The organism is Rhizobium sp. CRRU65, from assembly GCF_048551595.1.
Classification (GTDB): domain Bacteria; phylum Pseudomonadota; class Alphaproteobacteria; order Rhizobiales; family Rhizobiaceae; genus Rhizobium; species Rhizobium leguminosarum_J.
In genome coordinates, this window is sequence record NZ_JBLYZH010000011.1 from 74,958 (window position 1) to 96,735 (window position 21,778).

The 21,778-nt window shown below is 61.8% G+C and carries 20 protein-coding genes; 6 read left to right on the top strand and 14 right to left on the bottom strand.

Going from position 1 to position 21,778, the window contains the following annotated elements:
• Window positions 1–35 precede the first annotated feature (35 nt).
• The 4 genes from ACM5SV_RS21800 to ACM5SV_RS21815 all read right to left on the bottom strand — a co-directional run bounded on the left by ACM5SV_RS21800 (window position 36) and on the right by ACM5SV_RS21815 (window position 4,137).
• The gene (locus tag ACM5SV_RS21800) at window positions 36–1,007 is read right to left on the bottom strand and encodes an ABC transporter substrate-binding protein (protein ID WP_222015851.1); all 972 of its coding nucleotides are present in this window, start codon (window positions 1,005–1,007) and stop codon (window positions 36–38) included.
• Between the two features lie 58 nt (window positions 1,008–1,065).
• Complete coding sequence (locus tag ACM5SV_RS21805) at window positions 1,066–2,193, bottom strand: ABC transporter permease (RefSeq protein ID WP_012758675.1); 1,128 nt, start codon at window positions 2,191–2,193, stop codon at window positions 1,066–1,068.
• Window positions 2,190–3,119: an ABC transporter permease gene (locus ACM5SV_RS21810; protein ID WP_222015852.1), complete on the bottom strand. Its 930-nt coding sequence runs from the start codon at window positions 3,117–3,119 to the stop codon at window positions 2,190–2,192. Before ACM5SV_RS21810 ends, ACM5SV_RS21805 begins: the two co-directional genes overlap by 4 nt.
• 241 nt (window positions 3,120–3,360) lie before the next feature.
• The gene (locus ACM5SV_RS21815) at window positions 3,361–4,137 is read right to left on the bottom strand and encodes an ABC transporter ATP-binding protein (protein ID WP_020397631.1); all 777 of its coding nucleotides are present in this window, start codon (window positions 4,135–4,137) and stop codon (window positions 3,361–3,363) included.
• A gap of 94 nt (window positions 4,138–4,231) precedes the next feature.
• Between ACM5SV_RS21815 and ACM5SV_RS21820 the strand changes: the two genes are divergently transcribed.
• Window positions 4,232–4,645, top strand: a complete 414-nt coding sequence (locus tag ACM5SV_RS21820; RefSeq protein ID WP_222015854.1) for a cupin domain-containing protein — start codon at window positions 4,232–4,234, stop codon at window positions 4,643–4,645.
• Window positions 4,646–4,703: 58 nt separating this feature from the next.
• Here ACM5SV_RS21820 and hydA read toward each other — a convergent pair whose 3' ends face one another.
• From hydA to ACM5SV_RS21835, 3 genes are read right to left on the bottom strand one after another with little or no spacing between them, the layout of a single operon-like run.
• Window positions 4,704–6,158 carry a dihydropyrimidinase gene (hydA, locus tag ACM5SV_RS21825; protein WP_222015856.1) on the bottom strand — a complete coding sequence of 485 codons (1,455 nt, stop codon included), beginning with the start codon at window positions 6,156–6,158 and terminating at the stop codon, window positions 4,704–4,706.
• Between the two features lie 10 nt (window positions 6,159–6,168).
• Window positions 6,169–6,513, bottom strand: a complete 345-nt coding sequence (locus ACM5SV_RS21830) for a barstar family protein (RefSeq protein ID WP_222015857.1) — start codon at window positions 6,511–6,513, stop codon at window positions 6,169–6,171.
• Window positions 6,510–7,763 (bottom strand): Zn-dependent hydrolase, encoded by a 1,254-nt coding sequence (locus ACM5SV_RS21835; RefSeq protein ID WP_222015858.1) that lies wholly within the window; start codon window positions 7,761–7,763, stop codon window positions 6,510–6,512. The genes ACM5SV_RS21830 and ACM5SV_RS21835 overlap by 4 nt, the downstream gene beginning before the upstream one ends.
• Before the next feature lie 301 nt (window positions 7,764–8,064).
• On the opposite strand from ACM5SV_RS21835, the gene ACM5SV_RS21840 reads away from it, so the two are divergent.
• Window positions 8,065–8,715, top strand: coding sequence for a TetR family transcriptional regulator C-terminal domain-containing protein (locus tag ACM5SV_RS21840; RefSeq protein ID WP_222015859.1), 651 nt, complete (start codon window positions 8,065–8,067; stop codon window positions 8,713–8,715).
• Window positions 8,716–8,719: 4 nt separating this feature from the next.
• Here ACM5SV_RS21840 and ACM5SV_RS21845 read toward each other — a convergent pair whose 3' ends face one another.
• The 3 genes from ACM5SV_RS21845 to ACM5SV_RS21855 all read right to left on the bottom strand — a co-directional run bounded on the left by ACM5SV_RS21845 (window position 8,720) and on the right by ACM5SV_RS21855 (window position 12,860).
• Window positions 8,720–11,287, bottom strand: coding sequence for an HWE histidine kinase domain-containing protein (locus ACM5SV_RS21845; RefSeq protein ID WP_222015860.1), 2,568 nt, complete (start codon window positions 11,285–11,287; stop codon window positions 8,720–8,722).
• Complete coding sequence (locus tag ACM5SV_RS21850) at window positions 11,284–11,820, bottom strand: biliverdin-producing heme oxygenase (protein ID WP_222015861.1); 537 nt, start codon at window positions 11,818–11,820, stop codon at window positions 11,284–11,286. Before ACM5SV_RS21850 ends, ACM5SV_RS21845 begins: the two co-directional genes overlap by 4 nt.
• 140 nt (window positions 11,821–11,960) lie before the next feature.
• Window positions 11,961–12,860 carry a LysR family transcriptional regulator gene (locus tag ACM5SV_RS21855; protein ID WP_222015862.1) on the bottom strand — a complete coding sequence of 300 codons (900 nt, stop codon included), beginning with the start codon at window positions 12,858–12,860 and terminating at the stop codon, window positions 11,961–11,963.
• Between the two features lie 101 nt (window positions 12,861–12,961).
• Between ACM5SV_RS21855 and ACM5SV_RS21860 the strand changes: the two genes are divergently transcribed.
• The gene (locus ACM5SV_RS21860; RefSeq protein ID WP_222015863.1) at window positions 12,962–13,984 is read left to right on the top strand and encodes a zinc-dependent alcohol dehydrogenase family protein; all 1,023 of its coding nucleotides are present in this window, start codon (window positions 12,962–12,964) and stop codon (window positions 13,982–13,984) included.
• 58 nt (window positions 13,985–14,042) lie between these two features.
• On the opposite strand, the gene ACM5SV_RS21865 is transcribed toward ACM5SV_RS21860, so the two are convergent.
• Window positions 14,043–14,453, bottom strand: coding sequence for a rhodanese-like domain-containing protein (locus tag ACM5SV_RS21865; RefSeq protein ID WP_183636815.1), 411 nt, complete (start codon window positions 14,451–14,453; stop codon window positions 14,043–14,045).
• A gap of 68 nt (window positions 14,454–14,521) precedes the next feature.
• Here ACM5SV_RS21865 and ftrA point away from each other — a divergent pair, with 68 nt between their 5' ends.
• The 3 genes from ftrA to prfH all read left to right on the top strand — a co-directional run bounded on the left by ftrA (window position 14,522) and on the right by prfH (window position 17,545).
• A complete protein-coding gene (gene ftrA, locus ACM5SV_RS21870; RefSeq protein ID WP_164053743.1) occupies window positions 14,522–15,523 on the top strand; it encodes a transcriptional regulator FtrA in 1,002 nt (333 codons plus the stop codon).
• 197 nt (window positions 15,524–15,720) lie between these two features.
• Window positions 15,721–16,944, top strand: a complete 1,224-nt coding sequence (locus ACM5SV_RS21875; protein WP_222015864.1) for an RNA ligase RtcB family protein — start codon at window positions 15,721–15,723, stop codon at window positions 16,942–16,944.
• Window positions 16,931–17,545 (top strand): peptide chain release factor H, encoded by a 615-nt coding sequence (gene prfH / locus ACM5SV_RS21880; RefSeq protein WP_222015866.1) that lies wholly within the window; start codon window positions 16,931–16,933, stop codon window positions 17,543–17,545. Before ACM5SV_RS21875 ends, prfH begins: the two co-directional genes overlap by 14 nt.
• A gap of 105 nt (window positions 17,546–17,650) precedes the next feature.
• Here the strand turns inward: prfH and preA are convergent, their stop codons facing one another.
• The 3 genes from preA to ACM5SV_RS21895 form a co-directional block, all read right to left on the bottom strand.
• Window positions 17,651–18,964 (bottom strand): NAD-dependent dihydropyrimidine dehydrogenase subunit PreA, encoded by a 1,314-nt coding sequence (preA, locus tag ACM5SV_RS21885; protein ID WP_222015868.1) that lies wholly within the window; start codon window positions 18,962–18,964, stop codon window positions 17,651–17,653.
• A gap of 15 nt (window positions 18,965–18,979) precedes the next feature.
• The gene (locus tag ACM5SV_RS21890; RefSeq protein ID WP_222015870.1) at window positions 18,980–20,341 is read right to left on the bottom strand and encodes an NAD(P)-dependent oxidoreductase; all 1,362 of its coding nucleotides are present in this window, start codon (window positions 20,339–20,341) and stop codon (window positions 18,980–18,982) included.
• A gap of 408 nt (window positions 20,342–20,749) precedes the next feature.
• Window positions 20,750–21,745, bottom strand: a complete 996-nt coding sequence (locus tag ACM5SV_RS21895) for a sensor histidine kinase (protein ID WP_222015913.1) — start codon at window positions 21,743–21,745, stop codon at window positions 20,750–20,752.
• Between the last annotated feature and the right edge of the window lie 33 nt (window positions 21,746–21,778).

A 21,778-nucleotide genomic window follows, 5' to 3' on the forward strand; every position in this document is an offset into this window, starting at 1 on the left:
TCTCCCGCGCGTTTCGCTTCGCAATCCTGCCGAAACTACTTGGAAGCGGCGTCGGTGATATCGTGCGTCCAGGCGCCCGACGGCTCCTTGCTTATGATCTTCTGGTCGAGCAGCGCCTTTGCCGTGCGGGCATAGAGCGCCTCGTCCAGCTTGCCGGAGCTGTCGCCGACCAGCTTGGCGACTTCGCCCATCATGCGCTTCTGATGGTTGTCGTCCTGGCCGCCATTATCCATGACGATCTCGGCGGCTTCGTCGGGATTCTTGGTGGCATATTTCCAGCCCTTCATCGATGCGCGGACGAACTTGACCATCTTCTCCTTGAAGGCCGGATCTTTCAGCTTGTCTTCCATCGCATAGAGGCCGTCTTCAAGAAGGTCGTTGCCCATTTCCGTGTAGTTGAAGACCGTCAGTTCTTCCGGCTTGAAGCCGGCATCGATAGCCTGCCAATATTCGTTATAGGTCATGACAGAGATGCAGTCGGCCTGCTTCTGGACAAGCGGCTGCACATCGAAGCTCTGCTTCAACACGGTGACGCCGTTCGGACCGCCTTCTGTGGACAGGCCGAGCTTGTTCATCCAGGCGAAGAAGGGATACTCGTTGCCGAAGAACCAGACGCCGAGCGTGTGGCCCTTGAAGTCGGCTTCGGTCTTGATCGGGCCGTCCTTGCGGCAGACCATTTCCAGGCCCGCCTTCTGATAGGGCTGGGCGATGTTGACCAGCGGAACGCCCTTTTCGCGGGCAACCAGGGCACCGCCCATCCAGTCTACGATGACATCGGCGCCGCCGCCGGCAATCACCTGCTCGGGGGCGATATCAGGGCCGCCCGGCTTGATGTCGACGTCGAGGCCTTCCTCCTTATAGAAGCCCTTTTCCTTGGCGACGTAATAACCGCCGAACTGGCTCTGCGTGACCCATTTCAGCTGCAGCACCACCTTGTCGGCGGCCATCGCATGGGCCGATGCAAGCGACATCGCGCTCGCCATCATTGCAACCATCAACTTTCTCATTTTCTTATCCTTACCCTCTGAAGTTATGCCCGGACCCGTTTCTGGAGCCCGTGCGCGCCTAGCCACCACGGATAGACGGATGCCAGAACGTCACCGCCCGTTCGGTCAGGGCGATGATGCCATAGAAGATCGAGCCGGCCAGCGCCGCGACGGCGATTTCCGCCCAGACCATGTCGACATTCATGCGGCCGATCTCGGTGGAGATACGGAAGCCCATGCCGACGATCGGCGTCCCGAAGAATTCCGCAACGATGGCACCAATCAGCGCCAGCGTCGAGTTGATCTTCAGTGCGTTGAATATGAAGGGCATTGCCGCCGGAAGCCTGAGCTTCAGCAGCGTCTGCCAATAGCCGGAGGCATAGGTGCGCATCAGGTCACGCTCCATGCTGCCGGAGGCGGCAAGGCCGGCTACGGTATTCACCAGCATCGGGAAGAAGGTCATGATGATGACGACGGCGGCCTTCGACGGCCAGTCGAAGCCGAACCACATGACCATGACAGGGGCGACGCCGATGATCGGCAGGGCCGAAACCATGTTGCCGATCGGCAGAAGGCCGCGGCGCAGGAAGGCGATGCGGTCGGCCAGCACCGCTACGACGAAGCCACTGAGGCAGCCGGCGATATAACCGATCAGCACTGCCTTGAAGATCGTCTGCCTGACGTCCGCGCCGAGGATCGGTAGCGATGCCATGAACCGCGCGCCGATGGCGCTCGGCGGCGGCAGCAGGATGAAGGGAACGCCGGCGCCACGCGTGACCGCCTCCCAGAGAATGAGGATCCAGGCGCCGAAAATCGCCGGAATCAGAAGTTGGAGCGCCGACTTGCCGGAAGTAGTGACGGGCTGCAGTTTCGACAGCTCGGTGACGCATCGCCAGGCAAGCAGCCAGCAGGCGAAGAGCAGCAAGAAGAAAGCCCGCGTCGCCGTGCCCTCGTTGCCGGAAAGAGCGGAAAGCAGCATCCAGGCGGCGCCATGCGCGCCGATAAACAGCACGGTGGCACGATAGGCCGGCGGCTGCGGTGCTAGAGACAGCAGGGCAGCCGCGATGACGATGATGAAAATGAGGCTTGCCGTGCCGTCAGTGAGGGGGCGCGCCGCGCCCTCGCCCAGAAGCGGCAAGGCCGTCAGTGCCCCGATGCAGAGGAGGAGGGCGACCATGGCTTGCCAGGAGAAGGTCAGATGTCTCATGCCGGCCTCCCGCCCATGGCGCGGTCGACGATCTTCGCCGCGACGCCGACAATCGCAACCAGGATGCCCGCCAGCAGCGATCCGGCGACGAGGGCGGCCCAGATATCGATGGTCTGGCTGTAATAGGAGCCGGCGAGCAGCTTCGAGCCGATACCGGCGACGGCACCCGTCGGCAGCTCGCCGACGATGGCGCCGACGAGGCTGGCGGCGATCGCGACCTTCATCGAGGTGAAGAGGAAAGGGATCGAGGCTGGAACACGCAGCTTCCAGAAAGTCTGCATCGGGCTGGCATAATAGGTGCGCATCAGGTCGAGATGCATGATCTCAGGTGAACGCAACCCTTTCACCATGCCGACGGCGACCGGAAAGAAGGAGAGGTAGGTGGAGATCAGCGCCTTCGACACGAGCCGGGAGGCGTCGGAATCGAGATTCAGGAGATGTGCAACGGCATTGTCGCCGGTCAGCACGTTATAGGAGATGATCACGATCATCGGCGCGATGGCGAGGATCGGTATGGTCTGGCTCGCCACCAGCCACGGCATCAGCGAGCGGTCCATGGCGCGGTTATGGACGATCAGCACGGCGAGAAGGATGCCGAGCAGCATGCCGAAGCCGAAGCCGAGCAGGGTGGAGGAGAGCGTTACCCAGCTGTGATAGACGAGGCTGCGATTGCTCGAAAGGCTGCGCAGGAAGGTGTTCTCGTAGACGTTCTGCGCCACCTGATGCGGCGCCGGCAGGATCGGCTTCGGCTGCGCCAGAGTCTTGCCGATGAACTCGAGGGTCGTAGGTGCAACGCCGGCGCGGCCGTCCATGTCGCGCTGGAACGGCGCGTTCATGAGGATGGCGGCGATATACCAGATGACGACGAGCGCCAGCAGGATTGTGGTGACGGGGACGATCTTGTCCTTGAAGGTGTCGGGTTTCATAGCGACTGCCCCCATTGGTTGGCGTCGAACGCGCAGCCACCCCCCTCTGCCCTGCCGGGCATCTCCCCCACAAGGGGGGAGATCGGCAGGAGGGTAGGGCCTCGCTCCGTGTTAGCTCTGCAGCGAACGGAACGGCGATCCTTGTTTGGGGAAGCCGGTGCAGCATATCGATCTCCCCCCTTGTGGGGGAGATGCCCGGTAGGGCAGAGGGGGGTGGCCCCAGGGCGCACGCTCCCGCTCCTCATGCGTGCCCCGTCCTCAACCCTTCGCGGACGCGGTGGGCAATCTCTAGGAACTCGGGGGTTTCGCGGATGTCGAGCGGGCGTTCGGCCGGCAGGGTCGAGTCGATCACATCGGTCACGCGGCCCGGGCGTGGAGACATGACCACGATCTTGGTCGAGAGGTAGACCGCCTCGGGGATGGAATGAGTGACGAAGCAGATCGTCTTGTTGGTGCGGGTCCAGAGTTTCAGCAGCTCTTCGTTCAGATGGTCGCGGACGATCTCGTCCAGGGCGCCGAAGGGCTCGTCCATCAGCAGCAGGTCGGCGTCGAAGGCGAGCGCTCGGGCGATCGAGGCGCGCTGCTGCATGCCGCCGGATAGCTGCCAGGGGAATTTCTTCTCGAAGCCCGAAAGACTGACGAGATCGAGCGCTTCGGCGATGCGCCGCGTCCGGTCAGCGCCGGAATACCCCATGATCTCCAAGGGCAGGGCGATGTTGTTTTCGATGGTGCGCCAGGGATAGAGCGCCGGCGCCTGGAAGACATAGCCGTAGGCGCGGGCCTTGCGCGCCTCCTCCGGTGTCATGCCGTTAATCGAGATCTCGCCCGAGGTGCTCTTCTCGAGATCGGCGATGACACGCAGGAAGGTGGTCTTGCCGCAGCCCGACGGGCCGATGAAAGAGACGAAATCGCCCTTGCGGACATCGAGATTGACATTGCTCAGTGCGCTCACCGGGCCATCGTTGGCCTGGTAGGTGAGACAGAGATCCTTGGCGGATACGACGGAGGGTGCTTGCATCAATGCGACCAGTCTTGTTTTCGCCGCGGGAACGCGGTTTGCGTGCTATTATTACCGCCGGTTTTATCGACGACACACTCCATGGAGGATGAGGATGGACGTGACATCAAAGCCCACCTGCCATATCGTTCGCCCCAATCATGCCTATGACGGCAAGCAGGGGCTGAGCTATTTCGCAGGCATCGCCGCCGAAACGGTCGGCGCCAAGGGCATCTGCATGCATCTGTTGACGATCCCGCCCGGCGTGCGCGCCAAGGCGCATCTGCACGAGGCGCACGAGACGGCGATCTACATGCTCTCCGGCGAGGCGCATACCTGGTACGGAGACGAACTGGAACATCACGTCATCGTCCATGCCGGCGAGTTGTTCTATATCCCAGCGGGTGTGCCACACCTGCCGGCGAACCTCAGCAGCACGCCGTGCACGGCGATCATCGCGCGCACCGATCCGAACGAGCAGGAAAGCGTCGTGCTTCTGCCGGAGTTGGACGTTTTGGTGCCGGCGTGAGGTCATTGGCATAGAGGCAGCGGTCCTCGGTTGATGGCCGTATCGTCATACGCCATCGTCATACGCCGCTTGCCGGAATGCCGCTACGCGTCACCTTGCGCGGTGCAGTGATATCCTTCCACTGGGAAAGCGCCTTGCTGACAGCCGTGACCGGCTCGCGCCTGACGAATTCGCCGTGACCCTCGCGGGTCTTGATCGCACCTTCCTCGATCGCGACGACGCCGCGCGTCAGCGTATAGCGCGGCAGGCCGGTCACTTCCTTGCCTTCGAAGACGTTGTAGTCGATCGCCGACTGCTGGGCCTTGGACGAAATGGTCTTGGAACGTTTGGGGTCCCAGACGACGATGTCGGCATCGGCGCCGACAAGGATAGCGCCCTTCTTCGGATAGATGTTGAGGATCTTGGCGATGTTGGTCGAGGTGACGGCGACGAATTCGTTCATCGTCAGCCGGCCGGTGTTGACGCCATGCGTCCACAGCATCGGCATGCGGTCTTCGAGGCCGCCGGTGCCGTTCGGGATCTTGGTGAAATCACCGACGCCGAAACGCTTCTGCGCCGTGGTGAAGGCGCAATGGTCGGTGGCGACCACCTGCAGCGAGCCGGAGGCAAGGCCTGCCCAGAGTGAATCCTGATGCTGCTTGTTGCGGAAGGGCGGCGACATCACCCGGCGGGCGGCATGATCCCAGTCGGGATTTGAATATTCGCTCTCGTCGAGCGTCAGGTGCTGGATCAGTGGTTCGCCATAGACACGCATGCCTTTGGCGCGGGCGCGGCGGATCGCCTCGTGCGCCTGTTCGCAGGAGGTATGGACGATATAGACCGGGCAGCCGGCCATGTCGGCGATCATGATGGCGCGGTTGGTGGCCTCACCTTCCACTTCGGCGGGCCGGGAATAGGCATGCGCCTCGGGGCCGTTATTGCCCTCGGCCAGCAGCTTTGACGACATCGAGGCGACGACGTCGCCGTTTTCAGCGTGCACCAGCGGCAGGGCGCCGAGTTCGGCGCAGCGCTGGAACGAGGCGAACATCTCGTCATCGTCGACCATCAGCGCGCCCTTGTAGGCCATGAAGTGCTTGAAGGTGTTGATGCCCTTGTCGCGGACGATTGTCTCCATCTCCTTGAAGACCTGCTCGCTCCACCAGGTGACCGCCATGTGGAAGGAATAATCGCAGTTGGCGCGAGTCGATTTGTTGTCCCACATGGTCAGCGCCTCGAGCAGCGACTGGCCGGGGGCGGGCAGGGCGAAATCGACCACCATGGTCGTGCCGCCGGAAAGGGCGGCGCGCGTGCCGCTCTCGAAATCGTCGGAGGAGTAAGTGCCCATGAAGGGCATTTCGAGATGGGTGTGGGGATCGATGCCGCCGGGCATGATATAACAGCCGGAGGCGTCGAGTGTTTCGTCGCCGGAGAGGTTCGGACCAATCTCTACGATCTTGCCGCCGTCGATTTTGACATCCGCCTTATAGGTCAGGTCGGCGGTGACGATGGTGCCGTTCTTGATGACTGTGGTCATGATCATATCCTCAATCGTAAAACGCTAAAGCCAGGACTGCGCCGCGGCCCTTTTCAGTGCGGCGCCAATTCACGAACGCTGCGCATTCCATCAGGTCTACCCACTGTTGCGGCGCTGCATCCTTGAAATGCAGATAATTGTTGATCCGAACGGTCAGAGCTTTTCCTGGCTCGATGGTCAGTTTCGACATCCCAGCATCGGGGTCGTCGAGACAGCTCATACAGTCGATCCAGGCGTCCATGTTGCGACCGTAGAAGTCAGGAAAGCCGAACGTCTCGGCGAAGCCGTCATGAAATTTATCATGCCCGATCAGTCGAGTGCCATCCATGACGACCACCGCTTCGGTTGCGCTCACACCACAATCTCCGCCGTTTCCACCACGGCATGAAACAGCACATCGGCTCCCGCCATCGCCCATTCCTTGGAGATCTCTTCCGCCTCATTGTGCGAGAGCCCGCCGACGCAGGGGCACATGACCATCGTTGCAGGCGCGACCTTGGCAGCCCAGCAAGCGTCGTGGCCGGCGCCGGAAATGATGTTCATGTGGCTGTAGCCGAGCCGCTCGGCGGCGTCGCGCACCGACGTGACCAGTTTCGGATCGAAGGTGATCGGCTCGAAGTGGCCGATCGCCTCGATGGAACAGCCGACGCCGAGTGCATCGGTAATCTCGGGCGCCTTCGCTTCGATCTTTGCCCGCATGCGATCAAGCTTCTCCTTGTCGGGCGAGCGGATGTCGACGGTGAAGACCACCTTGCCGGGCAGCACATTGCGGGAGTTCGGCGAGAAGAACACCTGGCCGACGCCGCCGACGGCGCCCGGCTGTTCGCCCATCGCCACGCCCTGGACCATCTCCAGGATGCGGGCCATGGCGAGGCCGGCATTGACGCGCAGGTTCATCGGCGTCGAACCGGTATGGGCTTCCTTGCCGGTCAGCGTGAATTCCAGCCACCAAAGGCCCTGGCAATGGGTGACGACGCCGATCTGCTTTTCCTCGGCTTCGAGGATCGGTCCCTGCTCGATGTGATATTCGAAATAGGCGTGCATCTTGCGGGCGCCAACCTCTTCGTCGCCGACCCAGCCGATGCGCTTCAGTTCGTCGCCGAACAGATTGCCCTCGGGGTCCCTGCGATTATAGGCAAAGTCCAGGCTGTGCACCCCGGCGAAGACGCCTGACGCCAGCATGGCAGGCGCAAAACGCGCGCCTTCCTCATTCGTCCAATTGGTAACGACGATTGGATGTTTGGTCTTGATGCCGAGATCGTTCATCGTGCGCACGACTTCGAGAGCTGCAAGGACGCCGAGCACCCCGTCATATTTGCCGCCGGTCGGCTGGGTGTCGAGATGCGAGCCGACATAGACGGGCAGGGCATCGGGATCGGTGCCGGGGCGGGTGGCGAACATCGTGCCCATGCGGTCGACACCCATGGTCAATCCGGCATCGTCACACCATTTTTTGAAAAGGCTGCGGCCCTGCGCATCGGCATCCGTCAGTGTCTGGCGATTGTTGCCGCCCGCGATGCCGGGGCCGATCTTCGCCATGTCCATGAGGCTGTCCCAGAGACGGTCGCCATTGACGCGCATGTTCTCGCCTGGTGCTGCCACCATTTTGTATGCCCTCACCTGTTTGCGGCAGTCATGCAAAGGGCATGCCCGCCTGTTCCCGTGGTCCTTTCCTGCGCTCCCTTATTGGTTTTGTCGAGCGCCGGAAAATCGTCAGTTGCCTTTGTTTTACATCTGACGGATAATTTGACCGATTGGTAAACATTACAACTTCCACCGCCGGGCTCAAGACGAAAATCACGAAAATTGCCGATAAAAATACGGGCAGTTGCTCAAGAAAGCGGCGGGGGGCATTTCCGGTCTAAACTTGAGCGAAGAAGTTGAATTTCAAGGGAAATAACAGCCTGTGACCATACCGAGAGCAGCGAAAACCCTGAGGCGGACGCGAATCCAGGAGGAGAAGGAAGAGCAGATCCTGGAAGCCGCGCTCGATGTGTTTTCGGCAAGCGGCTTTCGTGGCTCGACCATCGACCAGATCGCCGAAGTGGCCGGCATGTCGAAACCCAACCTGCTCTATTATTTCCGCACCAAGGAGGCCATGCACCGGGCGCTGATCGACCGGGTGCTCTACACCTGGCTGGAGCCGCTGCGGGCCTTTAACGCCGAGGGCAATCCGGAGTCGGAAATCCGCAGCTACATCCGCCGCAAGCTGGAGATGGCCCGCGATTTTCCCCGCGAGAGCCGGCTCTTCGCCAACGAGGTGCTGCAGGGTGCGCCGCATATCGAGGACGAGCTGAAGGGGCCGCTGAAGGAACTGGTCGACGAGAAGGCGGAGGTCATCCGCGCCTGGGCGAAGTCAGGTAAGATCGTCAAATGCGATCCCTACCACCTGATCTTCTCCATCTGGTCGTCGACGCAGCACTACGCCGATTTCGACGTCCAGGTGCGTGCCGTGCTGGGGCAGGAACATTCGGGCGAAGGGCGCTTCGAGGATGCGGCGCGGTTTCTGGAACAGCTCTTCATCGGCGGACTGCGACCGGATCCCCTTGAGGCGTGAGGGTTTACCCTCTTCTTGGAAGCGGCACCCGGGCAAGAATATCCGTCATGCCTTCCATCGTATAAGGCTTCTGTAGCACAGGCGCGTCCGAGTGGCTGTTCGCCTGGGCGATGCCTTCCCCATAGCCCGTGGCAAAAACGAAGGGCACGCCATCGGCTGCCAGCCGGTCGGCAATCCCGAAACTCGTCTCCTCGCCAAGATTGACATCGAGAAGCGCCAGATCGAAGGACTGGCCTGCCAGAATTTCCATCGCCTCAGTGACACTTGGCGCCGTAGCGACGTCGGCGCCCAGGCGGCGCAGGATGTCCTCGCCATCCATGGCGATGATCAGATTGTTTTCCACCAGCAGCACGCTCAGGCCGGAGAGCGGCTGATCGTCGGGAATCGTCTTGCGTCCGGTTGCTCCGACCGGAGGCGGATTTGACCGTTCGCTCGTCGGGCCGACGACATGTCGCGCCGGAATGCAGAAATCGGCCTCGAGCCCATCCCTGACGTAGCGGACCTCCGCCTTGCCGCCGAGGTCATAGGGGATCGAGCGGCGGATGATGGTCGAACCGAAGCCGTGGCGTTTGGGTTCGACGACGGGCGGACCATCCTTTTCGCGCCAGCCGATGCGCAGATTGCCCTCGTCGTCGCGGTGCCAGCCAAGTTGGACCGTGCCGCCGCCGGTGCCGGAAAGGCTGCCATATTTGGCGCTATTGGTCATCAGTTCGTGGAAGACAAGGGCGGCGGTGGAAAAGGCCTGCGGTTCCAGCAGCACGTCCTCGCCGCCCATCTGGATGCGTTGCGCATTTTTCCCGAGATAGGCGGCGGTCTCTGCCAGCAGCAATTGCCGGAGCGAAGCGGGCGCCCAGTGATCGCGGGTGATCTGGTCATGGGCGCGGGCGAGCGACTGGATGCGGCCCTCGAGCTGGCGGATGTAGTCGCCAAGGCCGACCGACGTTGCCTGCGACTGCCGGATGATACCGGTGATAAGGCTCAATATGTTGCGGACGCGGTGGTTCAGCTCGGCGATCAGTAGTTCCTGGCGCTCGTTTGCCGTCTGGCGCGCCATGCTGACCTCGTCGGTGAGGCGCAACACCACCTCGATCAATGTGACGCGGATCGTTTCGGCGACACGGCGCTCGGCCTCGGTGAAGGGGAGGGAGCGGCCGCGCACCAGTTCCGACCAGGCTTCGAAACTCTTGCGCGGCGTCAGCCGCGGGCCATTCGGACCGTATTCCACCGGCTTGTGCGGATCGCCGCCCCAGCGAACTGTTCGCACCAATTCCTGACGGAAAAGCACGACATAATCGCGCGGCGAACGCGAGATCGGGATGGCGAGCATGCCTGCCACCGCATCGTCGACCTCAAGATCCGGATAGGCTTCCGCGAGCCTGTCCACGGCATAGATGCGGCCGGTGGCGTTGCGGTTGAGGTGACGGACGAGGGCTGCGAAACTTCTCTCATCCGGCCCGATGCCGGCAAGTGCCAGCCGGCCGTTGATCCAGACGCCGATCCCGTCGGCAGGAATGGCGTCGGCGAGCGCCTCGATCAGCCAGGCCGGATCGTCGAGCAGGCTCGCATTGTCTGCGACGGAGGTGAGAAGCCGGTCGGCAATGCGGCGCGCCTTGGTCTCGTAGTCGAGAGCCAGTCGCCGTTCGCGGCTTTCAAGGCGCGACGCAAACATCTGGCCGAAGAGTTCGGCAGTAGAGCGGCTTTGGGCCGAAGGCAGACGCGGGCCGTAATGATGGCAGGCAAACAGGCCCCAGAGCCTACCGTCGACAACGATCGATATGGAGAGCGAAGCGCCAACGCCCATGTTTTTCAAATATTCGATATGTATCGGCGAGACCGAACGCAAGACCGACATGGAGAGGTCAAGCGGCTGACCGTGCTCATCGAGCGGCGGCAGGATCGGGACCGGGACGGCGTCGACATCGGCAATGATACGGAACAGGTTGCGCAGATAAAGGGCGCGAGCCTGTACCGGAATGTCGGAAGCCGGATAGTGCAGCCCGAGGAACAATCCGATGCCGGCCCGGGCAGCTTCCGCCACGACTTCGCCGGAACCGCTTTCGTCGAAACGATAGACCATGACCCGATCGAAACCGGTGAGCGCGCGCGCCTGTCTTGCACCCTCACGGAAGAAAGCTTCCAGTGTTTCCGTGTGGTCGAGGCGGGACATCATGCTGCGCATCGAGAGTGACGCGGCGTCGTGCCTGTCTTCCTGGCAGCGCTCGCCCTCGATGATGACCTGACCTCCGTTCAGGTGTACGGCAAGGTCGAACCTGTCTTGATCGGACGTCAGAGCAATGCCGAAAATGCGCTCGACGACGTCCGAACCGCGCAACGTGGTAAGCTTGTTGCGGATTGTGTGGAGTGCTTCGGGTGTAATCAGAGAGAGAACAGGACGGCCGATCGCGTTGACCTCTGTCACTCCGAGAAACTCCGCCAGATTTGCGGAGGCGCGCATGACGATCCAGTCTGAGGATACCGCCAACAGAAAGCCAAAGGGCTGGACCGAGCCGAGCTGGTGGATCGGCTCACGGTCGCAATTGGTAAGATCGACGGGTTTGTGCGTGCCGCTCATGGGACGGCTTCCAGTTCGACTTGCCCGGCTTTGAGGAAGAGATCGAAAATATCGCGGGCGGCGGCGCCCGCCGCATCGGGATCCTCCACCTTGCTCGCGTCAAGACGATCCATGAAAAGCCGCATGGCGCCCTTCGGGCCTTGCGGCTTCAGATAGCTGTTGGGCAAGTGGTCGGGCACAGCCTTGGCGAGCAGCGCGCCGCCGAGCTTGGAGCCTTCAAGAACATAGGCGGCACCCCAGACCGCTGCTTCGCAGCGCAATACCGGTTGCGGAAGCAGCACAGGCAATCGATCATCGAGTTCCCTTATGTCGGCAGCCAATAGATGCGCGCGCCTTCGGTCCGGCCAGTCCGGCAGCAGACGGCCGATTCCTCCATTCTCAAGCGCATGTTCGACTGATGGTACGACCCGGGCATGCGCGCGCAAGAAAGCCTTATAATCGTGGGTGCGTGAGAGGTTGAAACTGCCGAAGAGGGTGTCCACCGCGGCGTGGCAATCTGCAGTTTGTGCGCGGAGGGCGCTGCGAAGTGACATGCTGGCGTTTTTCCGAGTGATATGGCGGCCGCCCACAACGGACGGTGACTTGGCCGATATACTGCGGTATCGCGTTATTTCCAGAGAAAGCCGAAGAATAACATGGGTTTCTCGTCGCTCGCAGACGCGCGGCGAGCGCTTCAGCCCATCATTGCCGGCAGTCCTGCGGCGAGCGTATCGATCGCGAGCCGCACCTTCGGTAGCATGACCGGAGAGCGCAGCCAAACGGCATGGGCATCGAAGACATTGGCCGGTTCCTGCTTCAACACCTGAGTGAGCCGGCCTGCCAGCACCTCCTCGCGGACCAGCCAGCAGGGCAGCCAGGCAAGACCGCGCCCGGCGACGGCCGCATCGGAAATCGAAGCGAGGTCGTCGAGCCGCAGGCGCGCCTTTGGCACCAGCCGCCGCCCGGGATCGGCTGCGGTCGGAAATATCCAACCCTTGTCGTCATCGCCCCGCCTGTAGACGATGCCTTCATGCTGGGGAATATCGAAGACCGTCTGCGGCGCGCCATGTTTTTCCAGATAGGCGAGCGATGCGCAGACGGTCATCCGCTGCCGGGCGATCGCCCGGGCCATCAGATCCGGATTGTCCTTCAACGGCCCGTTGCGAATGACAAGATCGAAGCCGTCCTCAAGCAGGTCGACGATACGGTCGTTGAAGGAAAGGTCGAGTTCGAGGTTCGGATGTTCATCGAGCAGGCGTGCGAGGGTCGGCGCGATGCAATGGCGGCCGAAAAGCACGGGCATCGAGATGCGCAGGCGGCCGCGCACATCCCGTCGGCCGGATTCCAGCATGGCTTCCCCGAGGCGGATTTCCTCGACCGCCCGCAGGCAGCGCTCGTAGAAGAAGCGGCCTTCCTCGGTGAGGCTCTGCATGCGTGTCGTACGGTTGAAGAGGCGCACGCCGAGACGCTGTTCCAGACGTGCGATCGTCTTGCCGACCGCCGAACGCGTGAGATGGAGCCGCTCGGCGGCAGCCGAAAAACCACCTGCCTCGACGGCTTCGACAAAGATCGAGATACCCTTCAGCTGTTCCATTTGTTTCCTCTCTGGAACCATTCTGTTGAATTAATATCGCAACTGGTGCGAAATATTCAACGATATGTTTGCGCTCCCTGCAATGGACAAGGAGCAAGACAATGCAGACAACACGGCAATGGCAGATCGACGCGGTTGGGCCGGAGCGCCAGCTGACGATCGGCGAGCGGAAGCTCGAACCGGTTTCGGGAAACAGGGTTCTGGTCCGGACGGAAGCCGTCTCGCTCAATTTCCGCGATCGGTTGGTGATGGAGAGCGGCATGGGGTTGCCGCTGCAATTTCCCTTCGTGCCGGCTTCCGACATGGCGGGGGTCGTCGAGGCGGTCGGACCCGATGTCAGCCGTTTCAAGCCGGGCGATCGGGTCATCTCGACCTTTTCTCCCGACTGGATCGACGGACGCGGCTTGGGCGATGCGCGCACACCACCTTACAAGACGCGCGGCGGCTTTTATCCCGGCGTCCTCTCCCAATACACTGTGCTGTCCGAGGAATGGTATTCACGCGCGCCTGATACGCTCGATGCGGCGCAGGCGAGCACCTTGCCCTGCGCCGGGCTGACTGCCTGGTTCGCCCTGATCGAATGCGGCGGTCTGAAAGCCGGCGACAAGGTGCTGGTGCAAGGCACCGGCGGTGTAGCGCTCTTCGGTCTGCAGATCGCCAAGGCGCATGGCGCGGAGGTCTTCATCACATCAGGCAGCGCCGAGAAGCTCGAACGCGCCATTGCTCTCGGGGCCGATCACGCGATCAACCGCCATCAGGGCGACTGGGTTGAGCAACTCTATCAGTTGACCGGCGGCTATGGCGCCGATCACGTGCTCGAGATCGTCGGCGGCCCGCATCTCGGCCAGGCGCTGAAGGCGGTGGCGATCAATGGCCGCATTTCCGTCATCGGCGTGTTCGAGGGGTTCGAGGTTTCCGGCCCGGCCGGCCCGCTGCTGCTCAAGGCGCCGGTTGTGCAGGGCATTTCCGTCGGCCATCGCCGCGCGCTTGAAGATCTGGTGCGGGCAATCGACCAGACCGGGCTGAAGCCTGTGGTCGACAAGCGTTATGCCTTCGACGAATTCCCTGAGGCGCTCGATCATCTCTATCGCGGGCCTTTCGGCAAGGTGGTCGTCGAGTTCTGACGGCGGCGAATTTCCCTTCTCCTCGCTGCAATAATTGTCGGGAAGAGAAGGGAGGCCATCAGGCGGCAGCGGGAACGCCCTGTTCGAAGGTGAAGCCTTCATCGGCCCAGCCGGTCATGCCGCCGATCATCAGCTTGGCCTGGAGGCCGAGATTGGCGAGGCGGAAGGCAGCCTTGTCGGCGCCGTTGCAGTGCGGGCCGGCGCAATAGACGACGAAGAGTGCATCGCTTGCCCATGTCGACATGCGGTGCGCCGTCATCTTGCCGTGCGGCAGGTTGATCGCTCCGGGAATGTGGGACTCTGCGAAGAGCTGCGGCGAGCGCACGTCGAGGAGAACGAAATCGACTTTCCCGGCCGCAAAGGTGGCATGCACGTCCGAGCAATCGGTTTCGAAAGCGAGCTTGGCGGCAAAGTGAGCGACAGCGGCATCCGGAGCTGCAGCAGGTATTTGGGAAACGGGGCTTGGCATCGGTTTTTCCTTTTTCTGAAGTTGCCGCCTGGTATCGCCGATGCTAGAGCTTTGCGAAATTGGCCATCATGACCGACAGCGTAAAGATCATGCCAAATTCATCGCCGCAGCAGACCAAAGGACCGCTGGTCGCAGCACTTGCCTATGACGGGCTCTGCACCTTCGAATTCGGAATCGCCTACGAGGTCTTCGGCCTGCCACGCCCGGAGATGGGCGAAGGCTGGTATCGCTTCTCGGTCTGCGGCATCGAACCGGGTCCGCTTCGCGCTGCGGGAGGGCTGACGGTCGCAGTCGACGAGGGACTGGAGGTGCTTGACGAAGCGGACCTGATCGTCGTGCCGGGTTGGCGGTCGATCGATGCCGCCGTTCCCGAGCCGCTGGTTTCAGCGCTCAAGGCAGCGCATGAACGCGGCGCACGGATCATGTCGCTCTGCTCGGGCGTTGCGGTTCTTGCCGGATCGGGGCTGCTTGCCAACCGCAGGGCGACGACACATTGGCGCTATGTCGCCTCGATCGCCGCGCGTTATCCCGATATCGCACTCGATGCCGACGTTCTCTACATGGACGAGGGCAGCCTGCTGACGGCGGCGGGGAGTGCCGCCGGTATCGATCTCTGCCTGCATGTGGTGCGCGGCGATTTCGGTTCGGAGGCCGCAAACAGCGTCGCCCGCCGCCTCGTCGTTCCGCCGCACCGCGAAGGCGGACAGGCGCAGTTCATTCACGCGCCGGTTCCCGAGGAACGCGAGGGCATCCGCTTGGGGCCGCTGATCGAATGGATGCGCGAAAGCCTTTCCGACGACCAGCCGATCAGCCTGCTTGCCAAAAGAGCGGGCATGAGCATGCGCACCTTCCAGCGGCGCTTCGAAGCGACGACGGGCCTCAGCGTCGGCGAATGGCTGTTGAAGGAGCGGCTGCGGCATGCCCGCGACCTGCTGGAGAAGGAACTTGCTGTTTCGCTTGATGACATCGCCGCCGCCAGCGGCTTTGGAACGCTGGCGACGATGCGGCATCATTTCCGCAGGCGACTGGGGACGAGCCCCAATGCCTACCGGAAGTCATTCGGCGGTTAGAGCACCCCGCTTGCATTTCTTTGCCATTTCACCTAAACGGGCGCTCTCGATGTTTCTGGAAAGGGAGCGCCACGATGACGAATATCTCAGCACGCCCCGAGAGGGTTTCGGCTTAACTCGGCCAACGGGTCGATGAATGCCGGTTGAACATCGCCGTTTTGGCGATGAAAGACCACTCATATCCAGAGTGCATTATCATGGGCAATTCCATTGGGAGCGAAAGCTCCTCGATGACGTCGTCGGCACATCCGGCACTCATCAATCGTTTCTTTTCCGATAGCGCCTGGATCGAAGGCGCCGCTTTAGATCAACTCGACGAAATGTCCCGCCTGCCGGGCGTTCTGGAGATCGCCGCCTTTCCGGATCTGCACCCCGGCAAATATGGTGCGACCGGCGTGGCACTGTTGTCCTCTCAGCTGCACCCGCTGCTGATCGGCAACGATATCGGCTGCGGCATGTCGCTCTTCGGCCTGGATCTTCCGTTGCGCAAACTGAAGATCGACAGGGCGGCGGAGCGGCTTCGCTGGTTTGAAGCGCAGGCGATCGGAAATGCGGCGGAACTTCTCGCGGAGGCAGGCCTGTCGACCGATCTCACACCCGGTGCTCTCGGCACGATCGGCGGCGGCAATCATTTCTGCGAGTTGCAGGCTGTGGAGGATCTCGCCGAAGGCGGATCTGCCGACGGTCTCGATGATCAGGAGCTCTATCTGCTGGTTCATTCCGGTTCGCGCTCTCTTGGCGCCACCATATTCTCGGAGATGGTGGCCGCTCATTCGGGGCTCGCAGCCGGTCTTGATCCCGGTTCGGAGGCCGGCGCCGCCTGGCTTATGCGGCATGACCAGTGCGTTGCCTGGGCATCGTTGAACCGACGACTGATCGCAGAACGGGCGGCCGCAGCGCTTCATGCCGATCTGCGTCTCATCGCCGACGTGCCGCACAATCTCGTTCGCCCGTCCGATCGTGGGTTTGTGCACTACAAGGGTGCGGCAGCGGTCGTAGCCGGCGAACTTGCGCCGATTGCGGGATCTCGAGCGAGCCTCAGTTATGTGGTTCGTCCGACCGCTGGCGTTGCCCGTTCGCTGGACGGCATCTCTCACGGGGCCGGTCGCAAATATGACCGCGCCACCATGCACGGGCGTGTCGGCCGCAATCGCTCCGAACGAGAACAGCTCTTGCGCAATTCCTGGGGCGGTATCGCCATCTGCGACGATCGCTCCCTTGTCGTCGAGGAGGCGGCGTCCGCATACAAGGATGCCGGGCAGGTGGTGACCGATCTGGAAAATGAGAGCCTGGTCGTGAGGCTTGCCAGCTTTCGGCCGCTTGTCACCTTCAAGAAGGCGGTTGATGAAGCGGAGGTTGAGCAGCGCCGGCGAAAACCTGAATATCGCAGGGAAGGAGGACGTGGCCATGAGCGCTATTGATCTTCTCATTACCGCAGGCAACGGCCCGGTAGAATGCCGCATGGCGCTGTCAGCGCTTCTCCGCATCCTCGAACAGGAGGCTGTTCGGCTCCGCTGCTCTTTCGAGACCAGCCTTGGCCCGATGCCGGATCAGCACGGTGCGAAGTCAGCGATCGTCAGCCTCAATGGTTTCGAGGCGGAGCAGATTGCCAGTGATTATTGCGGCACGATCCGCTTCACCTTCCGGAGCCAGGTGCGTCCGGGTCACAAACGGCAGAACTGGTACGTCTCGGTTCAACGTATCGATACCAAACCGGAAGGCGGCGAGGTGACGATCGATCCGGCCGATCTGCGTTTCGAGACACTGAGGGCCGGCGGACCGGGCGGGCAGCATCAGAATACGACCGACAGTGCGGTTCGTGTCCTGCATCGGCCGACCGGTCTCGTCGCGACGGCGCGCGACGAGCGTTCCCAGCACCGCAACAAAGCCCTAGCGCTCCGGCGCCTTGAGGCGATGCTGCGCCATATCGAGGCGGAGAAGCAGGAGGCTGCCAAATCCGGGCGCTTCCTCGCCAACCGGACCATCGAGCGCGGCAACGAGGTCAAAACCTTCAAGCTGTAGTCGGGAATAGCGTGGCCCGACCACAAACAACAACGGCGCCCTTCATGAAGGGCGCCGATTTCGCTGGTCATGATCCGCCGAGGATTGCGGCGGTGTCGCGAATTCTTATTCTGCCGCCTGGCGGGCCATCGGGTTGTTCGGGTGTGTGGTCCAGTTGGCATAGTTCGGGTCGACGACGCGGCCGGTGCGTTTGTCGAGGGTGCCGGCAGGAAGCTGCTCCATGGTGATGCAGTTCTCGACCGGGCAGACGCTGACGCAGAGATTGCAGCCGACGCATTCCTCGTCCATCACCTCGAAATGGCGAGTGCCGTCGACGAAGTTGGTGATCGCCTGGTGCGAGGTATCCTCGCAGGCGATGTAGCAACGGCCGCATTTAATGCAGGCGTCCTGATCGATCTTGGCCTTGGCGATATAGTTGAGGTTCAGATATTGCCAGTCGGTGACGTTGGGCACGGCGCGGCCGGTAATGTCGTCGAGGCTGCGATGGCCCTTTTCGTCCATCCAGTCGGAGAGGCCAGTGATCATCTCCTGGACGATCTTGAAGCCGTAGGTCATCGCCGCCGTGCAGACCTGGACGTTGCCGGCGCCGAGGACAAGGAATTCGGCAGCGTCGCGCCAAGTGGTGATGCCGCCGATGCCCGAGATCGGCAGGCCGTAGGTTTCGGGATCGCGGGCGATCTCGGCCACCATGTTGAGTGCGATCGGCTTTACCGCCGGGCCACAATAACCACCGTGGCTGCCCTTGCCACCGACCGTCGGGTTGGGGGCGAAGTTATCGAGATCGACGGAGACGATCGAATTGATCGTGTTGATCAGTGAAACGGCATCGGTACCGCCGGCCTTGGCGGCGCGGGCCGGGCGGCGGATATCGCTAATGTTGGGCGTCAGCTTGGTGATGACGGGCATGCGGGTGTACTGCTTGCACCAGCGCACCACCATCTCGATATACTCAGGCACCTGGCCGACGGCCGAGCCCATGCCGCGCTCGGACATGCCGTGCGGACAGCCGAAGTTGAGCTCGATGCCGTCGGCGCCGGTCTCTTCCACCAACGGCAGGATCGCCTTCCAGGCCTCTTCCTCGCAGGGAACCATGATCGAGGCGATCAGTGCCCGGTCCGGCCAGTTCATCTTGACCTGCTTCATTTCGCGCAGGTTGGTCTGCAGGTCACGGTCGGTGATGAGCTCGATATTGTTCAGGCCGAGCAGGCGGCGGTCGGCGCCCCAGATCGCGCCATAGCGCGGGCCGTTGACGTTGACGACGGGCGGGCCTTCCTCGCCCAGTGTCTTCCAGACCACGCCGCCCCAGCCGGCCTTGAAGGCGCGCTCGACATTGTAGGCCTTGTCGGTCGGCGGCGCAGACGCCAGCCAGAACGGGTTGGGGGACTTGATGCCGACGAAATTATTACGGAGATCAGCCATTGTTCATTCTCCCCTTCAAGCAACCGCGACAGCCGGAGCGGCTGCTGCGGTGAGGGCACGATGGATGGATTCAGCCGCGTCGCGACCGTGGGCGACGGCCGAAACCGTGAGATCGTCACCGCCGAAGACGCAGTCGCCGCCGGCCCAGACGCCGTCGAGCGAGGTATGGCCTTCGCCATCGACAGCGATGCGGCCGGATTCCATGCGCAGCGAACCGAGACCAGAGGCGTCAAAGCTCTGGCCGATCGCCTTGAAGATCTGGTCGGCGGCAATCACCCCGGTTTCGCCGGTGCCGACGAGGCGGCCATCGAGGATTTTGGTATATTCCACTTCGATCGCGGCGACCTTGCCGTCCTGCGCCAGGATCGATTTCGGCCCCAGCCAGTGGCGGATGATGACGCCCTTGGAGCTCGCCAGATCTTGCTCGAATTCCGATGCGTTCATGTGTTCCTTGCCACGGCGATAACAGATCGTCACCTCCTCGGCGCCGAGCAGCTTTGCCTGCACGGCAGCGTCGATCGCCGTCATGCCGCCGCCAAGGACGACGACGCGGCGGCCGATGGCGATGTCGCTTTTGTCTTCGGCCTGGCGGAGTGCGGCGATGAAATCGACGGCGTCGTCGACGCCTGCAAGGTTTTCGCCCTCGATGCGCAGCGCGTTGACGCCGGCAAGGCCGATACCGAGGAAGACGCCGTCATATTGCGCCTGCAGATCGGAAAGCGAGAAGTCGCGGCCGAGATGCTGCCCATGCCGAACCTCGATGCCGCCGATCGAGAGGACGTAATCGACTTCCTTCTGGGCGAAGTCGTCGACTGTCTTGTAAGTGGCGATACCGTATTCGTTAAGGCCGCCGGACTTTCCCCTGGCATCATAGATGACGACGGAATGGCCGTTCACGGCCAGGCGATGGGCGGCGGCAAGGCCGGCCGGGCCTGCGCCGACAACGGCGATCGTCTTTCCGCTCGGTTCGGCCCGGGCATAGAACTGCTTGCCGGCCTGCATGGCTGCATCGGTCGCATAACGCTGCAGGCGGCCGATCTCGACCGGCCGCTCTTCAGCCGTGTTGCGCACACAGGCCTGTTCGCAGAGTTCTTCGGTGGGACAGACGCGGGCGCACATGCCGCCGAGGATGTTCTGGTCGAAGATCGTCTTTGCCGAGCCGATCGGATTACCGGTCGAAATCTGGCGGATGAACAGCGGAATGTCGATCGAGGTGGGACAGGCCGTCATGCATGGCGCGTCATAACAGAAATAACAGCGGTCAGCGGCGACCAGCGCCTCATGATTATCGAGGCGCGGATGAAGATCGGAAAAATTAGCGTCATACTCGGCGGGCGAAAGCCGGCCGGCATGAATCCCGGTTTCCAGTCGTTCCATTGAAGTTCCCTCATTATTGGTAAACGGCCTGTGAGGGAAAGCGTAACTCAGGTTTAAAAATTTATCAAACGGTAAAATTTTGAAGATTTTTGCGTGTGGTCCCGCAAGTAATCAATTGTTTTTGCTGGAAGAATTTAATCGACCTGCATCGTTGAAACGGCTGAGCGCGCGACGAGGGAAGGGCATCCGAAAAAAGATGTAAAAAAGCCGAATTTTTTTCGGATGGCAGGGAACCAAAGTTTGATGTCGTCGTTATTGCGATATCCGGATGGTGATCGCATCGACCCAACATGCGCGCCCCCAACCCACTATCCGGACGTACTCACGGTCCCCTCCCGGTGAGTGAAGACAGCCGGTGCGCCGCCCTCGCACCGGCTGTTTTTCCGTCTTCGGCTGTCTCCAGGGCTTTCACACTCGTTTGAAGATCTCGAATTCGGTTTCCGGAATGGTCAGACGGTACTCGATGCGGCCGGGAACGAGGTTCAACTCCGCCTTGCCGTTGACCGACGAAGGCACGACACGCTCCAGCACGGTGCGGCCGAAGCTGTTGTCGCTGAATTCGTGGACTTCTGCCTGATCATGCAGAACTTCCGCCCAGGCGACTTCGATCGCCTTTCTGTCGTTGATCATGGCTTCGCGGCAATTCAGCGTGATAGAGGCGGCACCGCCAGCAATCGCGCCGAAGGAGGCGGAGTTGACGATGAGTTCATGGAGGGCGAGCCCGAGATGCACGGCGGCATTGGGTGTCAGGTGAGCGTTGATGCCATAGATCGGCATGGAGCCGGCCGTCTCCGGCCAATAGGGAGCAAACTGCTTTTCGGCGAGTTCGAAGAGATAGGCGCCGCGCCAGCTCGAATCCGTGATCAGGTCCTGCGAGTTGGAAAGCGATTGCAGCCGTCCGCGGAATTTGAGGAGGAAGCTGTCGAGAGAGAGCGTGTTGCGGGCCGTCTGGGTGGCAATGCCTTGAATTATGGCGAGAAGGTTCTTCGAGCGGTGTGAGAGTTCGCGCAGCAGCGATTTCAGAACTTTTTCGCGATGCCGGCTTTCGGTGACTTCAGCCATGACGGACAGAAGTCCATATGCGCCGCGTTCGCCGGTGCGCTGGATCTTCAGTTCATAAGTGCGCCGTTCGCCGTCGACGTCGATCTCGACTTCGGCATTGTTGGGGATGCCGGTTTCCAGCACCTTGTGCTTCAGCGCCGTCAGATATCGGCCGTGCGCATCGCCAAAGAGGACAGCGTCGCTGCTGCCGGGCGCAAAGAGTACTGCAAAATGCGGCGGCAGATTTTCGGCGTAGAAAATCAGCAGTCGGGCGTCCTGGCAGAGGATCGAAATCCCGGCGCTGCCGAGCGCGCGTTCCATCATTGCGGCTTTGCCTTCGAAGGTAAAAGGCATGCCGGACAATGGTTCAGTCGTATTCACTCGGCCGCCTTTCCT